The following is a 15,736-nucleotide window of genomic DNA, read 5'->3' on the forward strand; positions in this document are numbered from 1 at the left end:
AATGTAGGTCGTCGTTTACGGCGACAAGGTTTTTATACTCCGGTAGCACCGACTTTATGTCGGGTATTTTATATCGCCATGGTTTGAATATTTTGTCGGGCTGAAGCCCGACCTATAACATGAATTTACCTAGAATCCCGGAACCAACTAATCCTGTAGGCGCTGGTTTACCCTGCGCAAAAAAGCGCGATATAAAATCGCCCCTACAGCAATCATCTATTTAGTTTTTTGAATGTAGGTCGTCGTTTACGGCGACAAGGTTTTTATGCTCCGGTCGCACCGACTTTATGTCGCCATGGTTTGAATATTTTGTCGGGCTGAAGCCCGACCTACAACACGAACTTACCTAAAACCCTAGAACTAACCAATCCTGTAGGCGCTGGTTTATCCTGCGCAAAAAAAGCGATGTAAAGTCGTGTCTTCATTAGTATTCTAGATGACACTTGTGATAACGGATTGTTACTTATGCTTTTCTCAATTAGTCCAGCTTTGAAATTTTACGGCCAAGTTCATATAAAAGTATCCATAATTAATTTCTTAGAACAGCAAGAAATATCAAAAAACACATTTTAGCTACCCCTATACTGGATCCATATTCAAACGCCGAAGGCATAGGAGCTAATATGAAAATCACTAAGAAAACGGTAATAAATAAACCCGCAGAGCAAGTTTGGCATTTAGTTGCTAATCAGTTTGATAAAGCTCATTTATGGATGAGCCCAATACCTAAATCTGTAGCATTAGGTGAAGGTGAAAGTAAGTTGGGAGCAAAGATGCAAGGTCGAATTTGCGATTTAAGTGATGACCCAAATGGTGCAAAAGTAAAAGAAGTGATCACTGCCTATGATGAACTTAGTATGTCAATCTCATTTGATGTTTTACCTGTGAACAACCCTGCAGTAATCCCTATAAAACAGAACCATGTTCAGATGACAGTGCGTACTCTCGGGGTTAACCATTGTGAAGTGTGTTGGACTGCGTCGCCAAGCTTGAAGTGGTTTGCGTATCCGTTTTATCCGCTACTGCGTTTGGTATTTCCTGTCGCATTTGGCAAACTATTAAATGGGTTAAAAGAGTACTCAGAGTCAACAAACATCACTTTGAAAGCGACTACTGCGTGAGTTCAACTCGAGTAATATTAAGAACAAAAGAGGATAGTGGCATGGAACGTTTCTTTAAAAGTATTGATTATATTGAACAACACTTAGATCGAAAGATCAGTGTGCATGAAATTGCTGCTGCGTCCCACTATTCAACTTATCATTACAGTAGGATATTTAAAGCATTGGTTGGTGACACTCCAAAAGAATATTTACGAAAACGCAGGCTCACTTTGGCAGCTAAACGTTTGTTGACCGAAGATGTTGGTATATTGGAATTAGCTTTGGAATGCCAGTTTGATTCGCAAGAAGCCTTTACCAGAGCATTTAAGGCGTTATTTGATATGACACCCGCGCAGTATCGAAAAATTAATGAGCCGTTTAGATTATTGTATAGAAAACCCTTTAGTGAAAGCGACCTAGATCATCTTCAAAACAGCGTTAGTATGGAACCCGAAATCATTAATCAACCAGCTATGAAAATTGTTGGTATTGCGAATGAATATGAAGACGGTGACTTAAGTTTACCAAAGCTATGGAGTGGCTTTAGGCCTTACAGAGATAGCATTCCCAACCGTGTTGGCGATCATTGGTTTGGTATATATGAAAATTACCAAGAAGATGAAGACACCACTCGGTTTGTTTATATTTGCTCTGCAGAAGTAGAAAATTTTGAAAATGTACCAGATGGATTGATCACCCGTGAAATCGAAGCACAAACCTATGCCAGATTTACTCATCAGGGACCCATAGCTAAAATTGAAGAAACTTTAAGGTATATCTGGGGTAGTTGGTTGCCTAAAAGTAATTATGAGTACACTGATAAACCTGACTTTGAGTTATTACCCGGTGGATTCAATGATGAAGACCCTGAAAATAAGGTGTACCTGAATATCCCGATAAAATTAAAAGCCTGACCTTGTCGGGCTTTTTTCATTTTTGCGATTTCAAAATTTTCTGACTTTACGGTATTTTTCTGACTTTCAATACACACCTCGCTTATTAAACACAGCAAGAAATATCAAAAATTACTTTTCCTAAACACCTATTCTAGTCACATAGCCAAGTACATATTTACATATAGGAGTTCAGATGATCAGAAGCGTATTAATCACAGGCGCGAATGCTGGTTTAGGTAAAGAGGCGGCCAAGCAACTGGCAGCTCATGCAGAAATAGACATGATTTATTTAGCATGCCGTAACCCAGAAAAAGCCCTTGCCGCACAAAAAGAGTTAGAAGGTGAAACAGGTCGATCTATTTTTAAAATATTGATAATGGATGTAAGTAATTTACATTCGGTGCGCACAGCAGTACAAAATTTGGCAAAGCCTGTTGATGCTTTGGTAATGAACGCAGGAGGGACAGGTGGAAGAAACTTTAATCGGCTTAACGAACAAGGTGTAACGGAGATTTTTGCGGTAAATTTACTAGGCCATGCTGTTTTAACCGAAGAGCTAATTAAAGCTCAGAAACTTATTAAGGTTGCTATGTATGCGGGTTCTGAGGCTGCAAGAGGTGTTCAAGAAATGGGCATGAAACAACCTGAGTTTATAGATTCTTCGGTGGAAGAGTTCATTTCCGTATGTGACGGGAGCCTATTTGGAGACATTACGGATGCGACAATTCCTTATGGCCCTATTAAATACATGGGGGCTATGTGGATGTCGGCTATGGCAAGGCGCTATCCTGAGGTGAGATTTATAACTATGAGCCCTGGGGCGACGACTGGGACTGAAGGGTTTAATTCTTTGTCGTTTGTTAAACAATACGTAATGAAAACCATGATGAAAGTAATGTTATGGCTAGGTAAAGTACACCAAGTTGAAACTGGTGCTCAGCGTTATTTAAGAAGCTTGTTTGATACAAGTTTGGTCAGCGGTACATTTTACGCGAGCCAAAAAGGTTTAACTGGCCCTATAAGTGATCAGTCGAAACTGTTTAATGATTTAGCTAATCACAAGTACCAAGATAATGTATATCTGGCGATAAAAAAATTTGCAGATTAGTAAAAGCTTAAGTTTTTCTCTAAGTGGTTATGCAGGCCAAAATATTCGTCTAGAACTCTTAGAAAGTACTCAAAAACTAGATGTAGTAAATGTAAGGCCTAGTAGAGGACTTCTTCTTATGGGCTGTTAGAGAGAATGCATTAGCAAAAATCGTGTTTACGTCATCCGTAACAACGAACATGGCGGATGTATAGATATGTTCAAAAGTTTAACTAGTAGTTCCCGTAGGCGCAGGTTTATCCTGCACAAAATAGCGCGATGTAAAATCGCGCCTACAGCAATCACTTGTTTAGTTTTTTGATTGTAGGTCGTCGTTTACGGCGACAAAGCTTATATGCTCCGGTAGCATCGACTTTATGTCGGGTATTTTATGTCGCCTTGGTTTGAATATTTTGTCGGGCTGAAGCCAGACCTAGAACACGAACTTACCTAAAACCCTAGAACTAACAAATCCTGTAGGCGCTGGTTTATCCTGCGCAAAAAAAGCGCGATATAAAATTGCGCTTACTTTTCAAATCAAAAATTGTTTTGCAGTCAGTGGCGGTGCTTCACACATACCGCGCTCTGACTTTTATATTTTTAAACCTTAAACTCTCTTACTAAATCACTTAACTCTTGCGACATAACACTGAGCTGCTGGCTGGCAGCATGGGTGTGTTCAGCACCGGTCTCGGTTTGCTCTGAAACCGCTGCGATGCTAGCCATGTTATCTGCAATGACTGCGATGTTATCAGACTGCAATTGCGCTGCAGCGGCAATCTCGGCGTTTGAAAGCTGAATAGCCTGCATCGCGCCATCTACTTGCTGTAACGTCTCATTACACTGCTTACTGATCAACAAGCCTTCATTAGCAGACTGCTTACACAGTACCATTTCATCAACAGTGGCTTTTACCCCCGTGTGAAGTTGGTTAATAATGGCTTGAATATCTTCTGTTGATTGCTGGGTTCGCATTGCAAGCGTTCTAACTTCATCAGCTACAACGGCAAAGCCTCGACCTTGTTCTCCTGCTCGAGCAGCTTCTATTGCGGCGTTGAGGGCCAGTAGATTGGTTTGCTCAGCTACCTTTTGGATCACATCGAGTACTTCGGTGATCTTATCAGAGCTATTTTGTAGCTCCTTCACCGCGTGTTCAGCACTATCTACTCGTTCAGCTACTTCATTGATTGAGACAGCGTTGTCATTAATATGTTTTAAACTCTGCGATGTTAACTGACCAGCATGTTCTACGTTATCAAGGGCACTTTGTGTTTGTTGAAATACTTCTTGGGCTGACTCGTTTAGGTGGCTGACTTTGTCTTGAACTGACGCAGTTTCTTGATGCTGTTCAACAATGCCGGTTTTAATTTGTTGTGTAACCACAGATAGCTCTTCGGCTTGAGACGCTAACGACATGGTATTTTCGTTAATATTGTCTAGCACATGTCTAAACTGGGCATTACTTTCATTAAAGGCGCGTCCCATTTCAGATAACTCATCATTACCTTGATGCTTTAGCTGAATCGTCAGATCTTTCTCATTCGCAACTTGAGTCATGGTGCGAGTCAGTTTATTCAATGGCTTTGTGATATTACGTGCTACATATTGCGAAACAATCAGTAATATTGCGATGTAAACCAACATTTCAATGAGAATGCTACGCAAGGTCTGGTAGTAGGTCTCTTGAATATCAGTTAGGTAAATCCCCGTGCCAATTACCCAATTCCAATGTGCCTGTTTTTGTACATACGATACCTTTTCTTCTTGTTCAGTTGACCCTGGTTTTGGCCATTGGTACGTAACAAAGCCTTGACCATATTGTTCTGCAGTATCAACAAATTGTGTAAAAGCATTACGAATAAATGGTTTTACATGTGTTGTCATTGATTGGTTGTTGAGTGCGGGTTTAATTGGGTGAGCAACCATGTCACCTCGATTGTCGAATACAAAAAAGTAGCCTGATTCACCGAAGCGGGTGTTATTGATCAAATACTTTGCTTGTGTCTGCTTTTGCTCAGTGGTTAGGTTGGCCGACTTGGCAATGGCATTCAGTTGAGAGCTGACAGATTCCACAAGGCCTATCGCCTTTGTTTGTCGTTCAGCTGTCATTGTGTCTTTCAATTTGTTTGCAGCAGAGAGTTGGATCCCCACTATAATTGCGATAGAGATAGCAATAGAGATTCGCAGCTTATTGGCAACTTTTACTTTGCCAAGCAGGCGGTTGATGTTCAAAACAATGACCTCACATTTTGTATGTATATTGTTAATGAAATGGCAGTGGGTGGGGAGTTTACCCTAAAAAGGTGCAATAATGAGATTTATTTTTATTAATGAGTTATTACTTTTTGGATCTTTATATGCAAAAACCTGATTAAACATCAGTTTTTTATTATTCAGTTAATGTAAATGAAAGTGAAAATTAGTAATGGTATTAGATTAGAAAGGTAAGAGAGGCATAAACCAAGTTCTGATCTATGTCTCTTTTTATCTTATAAATGGGCTTTGAACCAGCTGACAATCTCAGCATCGGCTTGTGATTTAGAGCGTTCTAAAAAGTGATTGTCTTCAGGGTATAACACTAACTTGTGCGGTACTTTATGCTTTTTGAGTGCGGCTGCTAAATTCTCAGAGTGAGTAGCTGATACGCGCTTATCTTTTTCACCATGGATCAGCAAAATTGGCCTGTCTTTTGGCAGGGTATCTACCCAATTTAGTACCGAGCGTATGGCCAGTTCTTGGTCTTTATTTTGAGCATAATTTGGAATTCGGTTTTTATAGACTTTTTCCATATTGGCACGTATCTCAAGACCCGCTTTTAAATCGGCGCTACCGGCAATGGTCGCAATGGCTTTGATTTTTGAAGTTTGCTTAGCGGCCAAATGTGTTTGCATACCGCCTCGACTCGCGCCAAACATACCAATTCTATTAGTATCTGCACCGTTTACATGAGGTATCAAATCAAGCAGAGCTAATACATCGTTAACGTCTTCTCCGCCAAATTGGTCGAGGTTATCATCTTTGCTGAAAGTGCCTCGATATTGTGAGCCAATGATCACAAACCCTTGTTCGGCAATTGGAAATAGGTTCGCCATCATGGCGCCAAACACCACACTCCCAAAGTTACCATTACCCCCTCGGTTATAAATTAAGGTTGGTAAAAGTTGCACAGAACCTTTCGGCTTGATGACATAACCCCAGACATCATTACCGTCGACCTTGTATTTAAAGTTTGTGCAATTGAGCTTATCTTTGAAAGCGTTAAATTGCTCTTCACCAAAGCGCTCATCAAACACTTTCATGCGTTGAGCGATTTTCTGAGGTTCAGTCACCCTTCTTTTGATTTTATTTTCGATCATGCCACGCCAAATAGCATAAGTTTCAAAGCGGCCACTGAAGCAATTTTTTTGTTGCTCAACTTGTTGGTTGTTAATTGTTGGAGCTGCAAGTGCACCGATAGAAGAAGATAGGGCTGCAGTTAAAATAAGAGGTTTTAGCATTGAACATCCATTTATTCTTGTTTGTACCTAAAATATCTTTTGATGACGACTTAAGTCAATGAAAAACATGGTTTAGTTTAGATTATTGCTTCACCCAATTCATATATTGTTCGTCGGCGAGAGACAAAAGTGCATGGTCTTCTGGTGTGTCACCATAGGCGTAAATACGCTTAAATTGGTCGAGATTAAACATAGATTTTACTCGCTCAGCCTTAGTGTGATTGCTCACATCCCCGTTTAGATAAAGCCCTGTAAATTTATCATTCTTAATCGCAAGTTCACTACAAATTAGTTCAACCCCAAGTGAACGACACCAAGGTTTTAAGTACAGGTCTATCGAAGCTGATACCACAACAACGGTATCACCCTGTTCTAAGTGCCATTGCAAACGCTCAATGGCTGGTTTGCGAAGGTGCTTGGGGATCACCGTAAGCGCGTATTCTTCTCCAACTGGGCACAGGAAGCTGATGGGTTTGTTTTTATAAGCAACAAAGCTTGCTAACTTTCGCAAAGTTGGCGCTGGGAAAAGGCCCAGTTTATAAAACCCATAAAGAGGAAGTAATGTCAGCCTAATTAACCAAGCGCGCTTTTTTGTCGCTGAAAACTTCAAGAATTTAGTGAACATATCGGCATCGGTTAAGGTGCCATCAAAATCAAAAAGGGCTAAGTTTTTATTACTCAACTTGTCAGTCATATGGGCTTAACCCTGCAAATGAGCCAGCAAGTGCGGCTCTAGTTGCTTACTTAGGTTGACGAACTTTTTAGATTGAATATCTAAAAACAGCCAGCCATCAGTCCCCATGATCTCTAGCTGCGATATTGCTAAAGAATTTTGGTCAGAAACGTCTCCTGACACTCTAAAAATACCTAACGGCGTATGAATGCGGCTAATTTCAAAAGATTGCTTCATTATTGATTATTAACTAAAAGAGATGACTAGAGAGAGCACGCTCAACCAGGCTAGCTGCGTGCCATAAGAAATACGCTGATATAGCCCAACTTTTTGTTTCTGCACATAGGCTTTCTTCATCAACATGAGGGTATAAATAGTAGCAATAAGACTCATGATTGAAAAAGCTTTAAACGCGATGCTGTTAATGGCAGAGAGCGGCGCAATGAGCATGAATATAGGGGCTAGCAACAGTGAAAGTAACATAAATAAACCCGCCCATGAATGAATGTTACAGTCACGACTCGGTGCTTTGGTGTAAGGATCTGCATCCATAGGGAAAAAGCCTGCAACCCAAGTGCCTAGACCATGCACGACAATACATACTCCAGTAAGCTGAAGCCATATATTAGGTTCTAAGTTAAATACATACGCACCAAAGAGGCAAAACAGCACACCGAGCGGGTAGTTGTTGATAAGTGGAGAAAACCTTTGTGTTGGGCTACCAACAGCACCAAGTTCACTACAAAATTGCTCGTTGTGATTGTAGTTAGGGTAAAGTTTTGCTGCTGAATAAACACCTAGCACCAGCCAAATTGACGCGATTAAACCCATTAAAGACATGACTTGTTCAAGCATCTGATTACTCTCCTTAATTCATCGTTTACTCGATGCTTATTGTTCCATTACAGCATGAGATTGTCTAACCATTCGATGAACACATGGTTGTGTCTAGTAGTATTTTTTTGTTTGTTTTCGATGTAGTAACAAAAGGCAGAATCGATAGCTTGGGTATTTAATTCTGCAAGTAACCCCGCTTGTCGGTAACCTTGAGTGAGCGTGTAAGAGCAAAACACATAGGCGTTTTCGAGCATGGCTTGTTGAATACCAAACAGCTCTTGATCGAAATACTTAACGACAACATGTTTGTCTTGTAATGCATTAAGGGCAAGCCAGTCTTCAAGTGGGGCGTTTGGTAAAGCGTTGTTTTTCCACTTGGTGGTGTAAATGGTCACGCTTTCATTATTGATGAACTTATCTGCGATATGAGGCGCACTAAACAGATTAAATTGCTCGCACTTGATGATATCTGCTTGATTTTGTTGCTCACGTATTCCAAATCGAACGGGTAAGGTGAAGTTATCTGTTGTGAGTTGCTCACCACTGGTGATGTTGACAGTTATTTGAGGGTATTGCTGATAAAAGTGGTGTAGCGCTGGAATAAGCACCAATGCGGCAAAAGATGAGGTGGTTGCGACATTGATCAAGTTGTCTTTCGCCGTCACTTTATCAATACCAGCTTGTATGATGTTAAAGCCTTGGTTTGTGGCATCTGCCAATTGTCTTCCTGTAGCTGTAAGCGTGACTTTTCTTGTTTCACGAATAAACAAGTTCACACTAAGTCGTTGCTCAAGGTTATTTATGTGGTGAGAAACAGCTGTGGGTGAAATTGCCAGTTCTGTGGCTGCCGCTTTAAAACTCCCCAGTCTTGCTGCTGACTCAAATGCTTTTAGTGCGGGTAATGAAACATTCATAGTGCTTATCGTTAACTTAAAAAAATAAAATAGATAAGTTTAACTCATCTGTAAATGTTTTTTACTCGTTTGTTAAAGCATCAAAAAGTGACAAAAATGACACACAAATTAAAACCAATGAGGCATTAAAGAATGTGTGATGTATTACATGTAGATGCAAGTGTAAGAGCGCTTTCTAACGACAACCCGGATCATGATTCTATTTCTAAAAAACTAGCCAGAAGATTTATTTCAGAGCTGAAAAAGCATACTCACATAGATGAGTATATGTATCGAGATATCGGAGTGAACCCACCGCCGTTTATTACGCAAGATTGGATTGGTGCGGTGTTTACGCCAAAGGCTAGCAGAACGGCACGGCAACATCAAATCTTGGCTCAGTCTGATATGTATATTGCTGAGCTTGCAAAAGCGGATGTGGTCGTAATTTCATCGCCCATGTACAACTATGGCATGCCTGCTCAGCTCAAGGCGTGGTTTGATCAAATCATTCGTATTAATGAAACCTTTGATTTTGACTTAGCCCGTGGCGATAAGCCTCTAGCACCGTTAATGTCGGGTAAGACTTTAGTTATTATTACTTCAAGTGGAGAGTTTGGTTTTGAAAAAGGCGGCATCAACGAAGCGCATAGCCATTTAGTGCCGCATCTTCGCACTTTGAGCAAATATTTGGGGGTTGATCAAATTTTTGAAGTCGCCTCTGAATATCAAGAATTTGCAGATGAACGCCATACAAAATCAATGAACATGGCAGAGCAGGAATTAAGCGTTATTGCTAGCGTTTTAGCTGAGAAGAAAAGTGTGAAGTTAAAATGATTTCAACTTTAGGTAACTAGCTTCCTAGTTACCTAGTCTTCTAGCCCAATTACCTTTATGTTCAGCTAGGCAGTGTTCTTCAGAGTCGTAACTGACCACTTTAGCCACTGACTTTATTTTTAATTTCATTATATTTAACTCTTTGCTGATAAGATTGAGTAAATATGCATTCTGTGAGGAGTTTAAGTAGTCATTCAATTGCTCGTTTGTATCAAACACACAGGTGATCTTTAAGCTATTTGGAAAATCTGAGTAGTTAGCTTGGTGAGTTAGCCATTGAAACCCTTCAATATCTTTGAGCGCTGTATCGCATACTTGCGTAAGAGATTCTCTGAGTTGATTGTCTATTTTTTTGTCGGATTTGCGCATAGAAAAATACCTGAACTGCTCTATTATATTTATCGGCTTTGATGGGCAGTATACAGGGCGAAAAGCCATTTGAAATCGAAATATATAAGTAAAGCTGATCATAGATATTATCTCATTGTTGAAACCTCACCCTGTGGTAGTAAAAAGACTAAAACCAGAGCGAACTTTTTGTTGAGAGTGTTGCTCTGGCAATTAGGTTTTTAAATAATTTGTCATCAGTTGTACCCTAAAATACAAGCTTCTTCGCGAGATGCTTCATGCTTTTCGCCCATAAATTGCTCATTAAGGTCATGCAATTTGCACTCTTGCTTAGCCATCATATCAAGTACTTGTTTGCGATAATCGTGCGAGCTATTAAAAAGCTGTGCGTTTAGTTCAGGAAATAATTCTTTAAGGTTTTGATAAGTAGTTAGCGTATACATGGCGGCTTCCTCTTTAAGTCTTTATTTTGCTCAATGTTTATTTAGCAGAGGACGTGCCAATTATAAGTTATTGATAATATTTACAACGAAACTTAAAAGGTTTCGTTTTGAAACTTAATTTGCAATTTGCGAATGAAATTACAAAGCAAATACTCTAATTTGGGAGCTTAGTGTAGTCAAAATACAGGCCGTGCAGTAAGCATCAATATCTGACTAATCTAGTACTTTATGGATTGCGTTTAAAATTTCTTCTTTAGTAGAGGGCTTGAGAATATAACCATCTAAGCCATGGTTGGCCCATTTTTTCACAAGCTGCTTGTTTTTATTACCTGATAGGGCAATTACAGGTGTCGTTTTATTTTTACCAATATTTCGAATATGCTTTGTTGTGTTTAATCCATCTAAATTAGGTAAGAATAAATCCATCAAAATCACGTTGTATTGTTGCTGCTTTATTTTTTTTATAGCAGCTAACCCGTCATCTACTTGTTCAATTTCAAAACCTTCATTAGCTAAAACATCACTTATCATTTCTCTATAAATATGATTATCTTCGACCAATAGAATAAAGGGGGCGGGCGCAAAAGTATCAACAAAGCCCAGTGCACTTATATCATCATTGACCTCTTTGTTTGGAGAGATTGGTTTATTTATTTCTTGAATTAACTGGCTGTTTAAAGTTTGCGATTGTTTCAAGCCATCAACAAGCTCGAGTATTTTATTTGAAAGAGAATGTTCTAAAGCACTGAGTAAGGGCTGTAAATGTGTTTCATTAAGATCATTAAATATCTGCTTGCTTAAGTTATCTGGTAACTGCTCTAAAATACCTTGATTAAGCGTGTTGACCTCATTTTTGCTTTTAATAATTTCTTCTACTAATGATTCTTTATAACTTAACCCCATTTCTATAAGGGAGTTGATTTCTTTATCTTGATTTTGCACCAAAGTGCTGAGTGATGTTACGTATTCAGATGTGTTATCAAACCTCTTCAATCCTTCGAATACAATGAGTTGTAACCTAAACTTTTCATATAGAGGTTGAAAAACAAAATAGCTATCGAAAAGATCTCTAAGGCAACATTTAAAAGCTAAACCAGACTCTTTATTACTGCACAGCAAGACACTGTAGTGGTTTTTTACTAAATAGTTTTTCTTTATTAGTTGGTTATAGAGGCAAACACTTTTTTTGACGTCAGATAAAGCGAAAAGCAATACTTTTGGCGCGAGTTGTTTGATGTCTTCCAATGCGGTTTTTTTTACAATGAGGCAGCTAAAGTCTTTAGTTTGTTCAGAGATGATTTCATTAACGCCATGTACATCATCTTCTCGATGAGCTAAAACTAAGACGGATGGATGGCGCTTTGTGATTCGATTATGATTCGTCATTTTTAAGCTCCATTTGTATCGCTTTTAACTCGTGATTTAACTTGATCAACAATTGTTTAATTGCAGATTTATTTTTGCTTAAGCTTTGTAGTTCAATACTTTCTAAGAAGTAAGCACAACGCTCGGCTCCAACAGCTCGTGCCGAGGTTTTAAGGTAGTGAGCTTGCTCTTTAATGTTTGAAAAATCGTTTTTATTAAATGACGTAACAATGTCTTTAAGTAATGTTGCTGATTGACCTAAAAACTCAAATTGAAACTTTCTTATTTTTACAGGTTCATCGCCAATAAGCTCAATGATGGTTGCTTTGTTGAGGGTTTTTAGTTGAACAGAGTTACTCATACCAACGCTCCATTATTTGCTTAATATCACAAAGTTTTACTGGCTTGCTTAAAAAGTCACTCATTCCTATTGAGGTACAAAGCGCTTTTTCTCCCTTCATAACGGCGCCTGACACAGCAATAATCGGGATAGGCTCGCGTTCAGCTGCTGCTTCTTCAGTACGAATGAGTCGAGTCATTTCATAGCCGTCTATTTCGGGCATATGGCAATCAGTTAAAATTAATTTGTAATGGCCATTGCGCCAACAATACAGTCCTTCTTCGCCATTATTGGCGACATCACAGTTAACTCCGAGTCTGGCTAGTTGGCTTTTAAGTAACTTTTGATTTAGAGGGTTGTCTTCAACTAAAAGCACATCGTTGGTTGTGTTAATTACAGTGTTAGACGCTTTTTCTGAAGGGGGGTTAGCCTCTAAGGGATCTGTTACTTCAATGTCTAAATTATCAAGGTCTAGATCTAAGTCTAGGTTTTCTAGTGTCAGTTCGTCTTGAGCTAAATCTTTAAGCAGTTTTTTTAAGTTTGAGAGTGTTACTGGTTGGTTGGCGTGAATCGCAAATTGTGAGAGTGCAATACTGGCTTCGTGGCGAATGCTGGGCTCAACAAGGATTAAAGGACACGGATTATGTTCTAGCTTTGCACATATTTGAATCAATGTAGATAAATCAGAGGCAAGAATGACAGAGTGAGCAGTGTGTCGGGTAGCAGAGTTGAACCTATCAATATCTTCACAGTGAGTTGTTTCAAAGTGATTATCGATGAGAGTATGGAGATAATTACTATTTTCTGATGGAGTATCAAGGTGCAATAGGCTGAGTTTATCTTTATCTACGAGCATTTTATCTGCGACTTCCATCCAAAAAGGCGCTTTGATGGTAAATTGACTACCTATGTGCAACTTACTTTCGACGAGGATTTGTCCACCCATTAAATCGATTAATTTGCCACATATAGATAAGCCTAAGCCCGTTCCGCCAAATTTTCTTGTTGTCGACTTCTCAGCTTGAGTAAATGGCGTAAATAAACGACTCAACGTTTCTTTTGTCATCCCTATACCAGTATCTGAGATCTGGACTTTGACTTCTGCCTGATAGGCGTTTAGAAATAAAATAGAAGTGTATATAGTAATTTCTTTATGCTGGATGTGCGCTGCATTAGTGAACTTTATGGCGTTACCTAAAATATTTAATAAGATTTGCCTGAAGCGGTTTTCATCACCTTTGAGCATACGCAGTTCAGGGTAATGCTCGTATACCTTTAATTGAATACCTTTTTCTTTAGCGGAAGCTGAAAAAGTACTGATCACTTCATTGAGCAGTTTTGAAATATCAAAAGAGACGGTCTCTAGTTCTAGCTTACCAGCTTCAATTTTATTTAAATCAAGAATATCGTTAAGTATAGATATTAAATGATTTGCTGAAGTTGATGCTGTCGTGACTAGCTCTCTCGATTCTGAGCCCAATGAAATGTGAGAGAGCAAATCCAATGAGCCGACGATACCATTAAGCGGGGTTCTAAGTTCATGACTGATCATAGATAAAAATTCAGACTTTATTTTGTTCGCATGTTCAGCCTTTTCAAGCGTTTTATGTAACTCTTTGGTTCTCTCTATGACCCTACTTTCTAGCTGTGTATTGAGCTCTTTCAATGCTTTTTGAGCAGTTAAGGTTTCGGTTTGGTCTATACATACCCCATCAATTCGGCAATGCTTTCCGGTTTGGTCGGTACCAACTCTCCCCTGAGCAAATACATATATCAACTCATTGTTATTTAGAATACCTCTGTAGTGCTCTCTAAACTCAGCTCCGGTCATTAAACTATGTTCAAGGGCTTTAAGTACTCTGTCTTTATCTGCGGGGTGAAGCCGTTCTATCCATTTATTGATATTGCCGATATCTTGAGGGGTCATTTTAAAAATATTATTGGCTTGTGAATCCCAGTTCCACAGCCATTCATTATTTTTCTTTGTACTGCGCCATGTGCCAATTTTTCCAGCTTCAATGGCAAGTTGCTTACTTTCATTAGCATCATTCAGAGAAAGAATGGCAAGCTTTTCGATAGTACAATCTTGGATTGTACCATTTATCCATTTGTCTTTAATGCGGTTACAGAGGCTGCCTTTTAATGCGAGCCATTTCTCATCGTTGTTTTGACTGAGTTTAAAATCAAACTGTAATGGCGCGCCTAGATTAATATGATTTTCGAAAAAAATAGGAAATTGTGGTCTGTCTTCTTTATGAACAAAAGAAAGTAACTTTCTCCAACTTACATTTTGTGATTGGGTTAAGCCAAGAAAGTCCCGAGCAATATCAGAGAGGTATACTTTTTTAGTATCTATATTGAATCCCCAGACACCAATGCAAGAATTTTCAATCGCACTATTTAAAAAGTCTAGCTGCTCATCTACCTCATCATCAGATATGTTAAACACAAAACAAAAGCCGCTATTGATTTTGTGCTTACTAAAAGAGATAACCTTGCCCTGGTAAATTGTTTTAATTGAGTTGCTAACATCGAAGTTAGCATTGAACACACTGCCTATTGGCTGGTGTAAGAGTAAAGACTTCTCTAGATAGCACTCTGCCGCATTATTAACACAAGTAATAATGAGAGAGTGGTTAGTTTTGATATAAGGAATAGTGTCTTCCATGAATTTTTCCTAACAAAATAGGATTAGGCAACATCATAAAGTATAGCCATTGGTTTATTTTTGAACAGGAAGCCTATTAATAATAAAGTCAGGTTAAATCGAAGTTGTAAAAACACTATTTATTGAGGAAATAAGGCAATTCATGAAGTGACTCTATGTAAAGAGCAGTTCAGTTGATTATGCCAGTGCCATAAGTCTAAATTAATCGGGTGATTATGATTTCAGTTGCTTATGAAGAGCATGCTTCAAAGTTTGCTGTTTTTGATTTCTGTTTCAACGATGATGATTTCACTGTTGCCGATATTTTTAACATTATGCGTACCGCCAGGCATATACAGGGTTTGGCCATCTTTTACAGTGATAATACGAACAGGTTTGCTGGTGTCTTCAGGTGTGATGGCAAGCTTGCCACCTTTGACAAAATACACAACGCGGTTTGCATAAATATGTGTGTGCACGCCTGATTCACTGCCAGCAGGATAAGTGGCCCTGATCACTTCAACGTCGGCGTTGTCGAGTAAGATTTCTTTTTTTGCTTTGGTGGCCGCAAAGCTCGATGTGCTAGTGATGAGTAGTGCGCTCAGAAGTGTGTATTTCATCATGTTGATATCATTATTATTTTAAGTAGGTAAATACTATGACGTATTTTAAATGTATTGCAAAGCGCGATATAAAATCTCTCCTACATGTTTAGAGCTAGTGTGGTCTCAACTGTGGCTGTAGGCGTGGGTTTACCCCACGCACAACAT

At 39.1% G+C, this 15,736-nt stretch carries 16 protein-coding genes; 4 read left to right on the forward strand and 12 right to left on the reverse strand.

The annotated features are described in order from the left end of the window. The first annotated feature begins 623 nt into the window (after positions 1-623). The 3 genes from PP2015_RS18130 (at position 624) to PP2015_RS18140 (ending at position 3,107) form a co-directional block, all read left to right on the forward strand. A complete protein-coding gene (locus PP2015_RS18130; protein WP_058031912.1) occupies positions 624-1,121 on the forward strand; it encodes an SRPBCC family protein in 498 nt (165 codons plus the stop codon). A 41-nt stretch (positions 1,122-1,162) separates the two neighbouring features. Next, positions 1,163-2,017, forward strand: coding sequence for an AraC family transcriptional regulator (locus PP2015_RS18135; protein WP_058031913.1), 855 nt, complete (start codon positions 1,163-1,165; stop codon positions 2,015-2,017). Between the two features lie 175 nt (positions 2,018-2,192). Then, positions 2,193-3,107, forward strand: a complete 915-nt coding sequence (locus PP2015_RS18140) for an SDR family NAD(P)-dependent oxidoreductase (protein WP_058031914.1) — start codon at positions 2,193-2,195, stop codon at positions 3,105-3,107. Between the two features lie 579 nt (positions 3,108-3,686). Here the strand turns inward: PP2015_RS18140 and PP2015_RS18145 are convergent. The 6 genes from PP2015_RS18145 to PP2015_RS18170 all read right to left on the reverse strand — a co-directional run bounded on the left by PP2015_RS18145 (position 3,687) and on the right by PP2015_RS18170 (position 9,007). Continuing rightward, positions 3,687-5,318, reverse strand: coding sequence for a methyl-accepting chemotaxis protein (locus tag PP2015_RS18145; protein ID WP_058031915.1), 1,632 nt, complete (start codon positions 5,316-5,318; stop codon positions 3,687-3,689). A 257-nt stretch (positions 5,319-5,575) separates the two neighbouring features. Continuing rightward, positions 5,576-6,583, reverse strand: a complete 1,008-nt coding sequence (locus PP2015_RS18150) for an alpha/beta hydrolase family protein (protein ID WP_058031916.1) — start codon at positions 6,581-6,583, stop codon at positions 5,576-5,578. Positions 6,584-6,665: 82 nt separating this feature from the next. After that, positions 6,666-7,277, reverse strand: a complete 612-nt coding sequence (locus PP2015_RS18155) for an HAD family hydrolase (protein WP_058031917.1) — start codon at positions 7,275-7,277, stop codon at positions 6,666-6,668. A gap of 6 nt (positions 7,278-7,283) precedes the next feature. After that, complete coding sequence (locus PP2015_RS18160; protein ID WP_058031918.1) at positions 7,284-7,493, reverse strand: hypothetical protein; 210 nt, start codon at positions 7,491-7,493, stop codon at positions 7,284-7,286. A 9-nt stretch (positions 7,494-7,502) separates the two neighbouring features. Beyond that, positions 7,503-8,111, reverse strand: coding sequence for a DUF998 domain-containing protein (locus PP2015_RS18165; RefSeq protein ID WP_058031919.1), 609 nt, complete (start codon positions 8,109-8,111; stop codon positions 7,503-7,505). 47 nt (positions 8,112-8,158) lie between these two features. After that, positions 8,159-9,007: a LysR family transcriptional regulator gene (locus PP2015_RS18170; RefSeq protein WP_058031920.1), complete on the reverse strand. Its 849-nt coding sequence runs from the start codon at positions 9,005-9,007 to the stop codon at positions 8,159-8,161. Positions 9,008-9,139: 132 nt separating this feature from the next. Here PP2015_RS18170 and PP2015_RS18175 point away from each other — a divergent pair, with 132 nt between their 5' ends. Continuing rightward, the gene (locus tag PP2015_RS18175; protein ID WP_058031921.1) at positions 9,140-9,823 is read left to right on the forward strand and encodes an FMN-dependent NADH-azoreductase; all 684 of its coding nucleotides are present in this window, start codon (positions 9,140-9,142) and stop codon (positions 9,821-9,823) included. Between the two features lie 24 nt (positions 9,824-9,847). Here the strand turns inward: PP2015_RS18175 and PP2015_RS18180 are convergent, their stop codons facing one another. From PP2015_RS18180 to PP2015_RS18205, 6 genes are all read right to left on the reverse strand, one after another. Continuing rightward, positions 9,848-10,192 (reverse strand): hypothetical protein, encoded by a 345-nt coding sequence (locus tag PP2015_RS18180; protein WP_058031922.1) that lies wholly within the window; start codon positions 10,190-10,192, stop codon positions 9,848-9,850. Between the two features lie 215 nt (positions 10,193-10,407). Continuing rightward, a complete protein-coding gene (locus PP2015_RS18185; RefSeq protein WP_058031923.1) occupies positions 10,408-10,614 on the reverse strand; it encodes a hypothetical protein in 207 nt (68 codons plus the stop codon). 213 nt (positions 10,615-10,827) lie between these two features. Continuing rightward, positions 10,828-12,000, reverse strand: coding sequence for a response regulator (locus tag PP2015_RS18190; protein WP_058031924.1), 1,173 nt, complete (start codon positions 11,998-12,000; stop codon positions 10,828-10,830). Then, positions 11,987-12,340: an Hpt domain-containing protein gene (locus PP2015_RS18195; RefSeq protein WP_058031925.1), complete on the reverse strand. Its 354-nt coding sequence runs from the start codon at positions 12,338-12,340 to the stop codon at positions 11,987-11,989. Before PP2015_RS18195 ends, PP2015_RS18190 begins: the two co-directional genes overlap by 14 nt. Continuing rightward, on the reverse strand, positions 12,333-14,987 hold the full coding sequence (locus PP2015_RS18200; protein WP_058031926.1) for an ATP-binding protein: 2,655 nt from the start codon (positions 14,985-14,987) through the stop codon (positions 12,333-12,335). The genes PP2015_RS18195 and PP2015_RS18200 overlap by 8 nt, the downstream gene beginning before the upstream one ends. Before the next feature lie 245 nt (positions 14,988-15,232). Next, positions 15,233-15,589 carry a cupin domain-containing protein gene (locus PP2015_RS18205; protein ID WP_058031927.1) on the reverse strand — a complete coding sequence of 119 codons (357 nt, stop codon included), beginning with the start codon at positions 15,587-15,589 and terminating at the stop codon, positions 15,233-15,235. Between the last annotated feature and the right edge of the window lie 147 nt (positions 15,590-15,736).

The organism is Pseudoalteromonas phenolica, from assembly GCF_001444405.1.
In the GTDB taxonomy this organism is placed as follows: Bacteria; Pseudomonadota; Gammaproteobacteria; order Enterobacterales; family Alteromonadaceae; genus Pseudoalteromonas; species Pseudoalteromonas phenolica.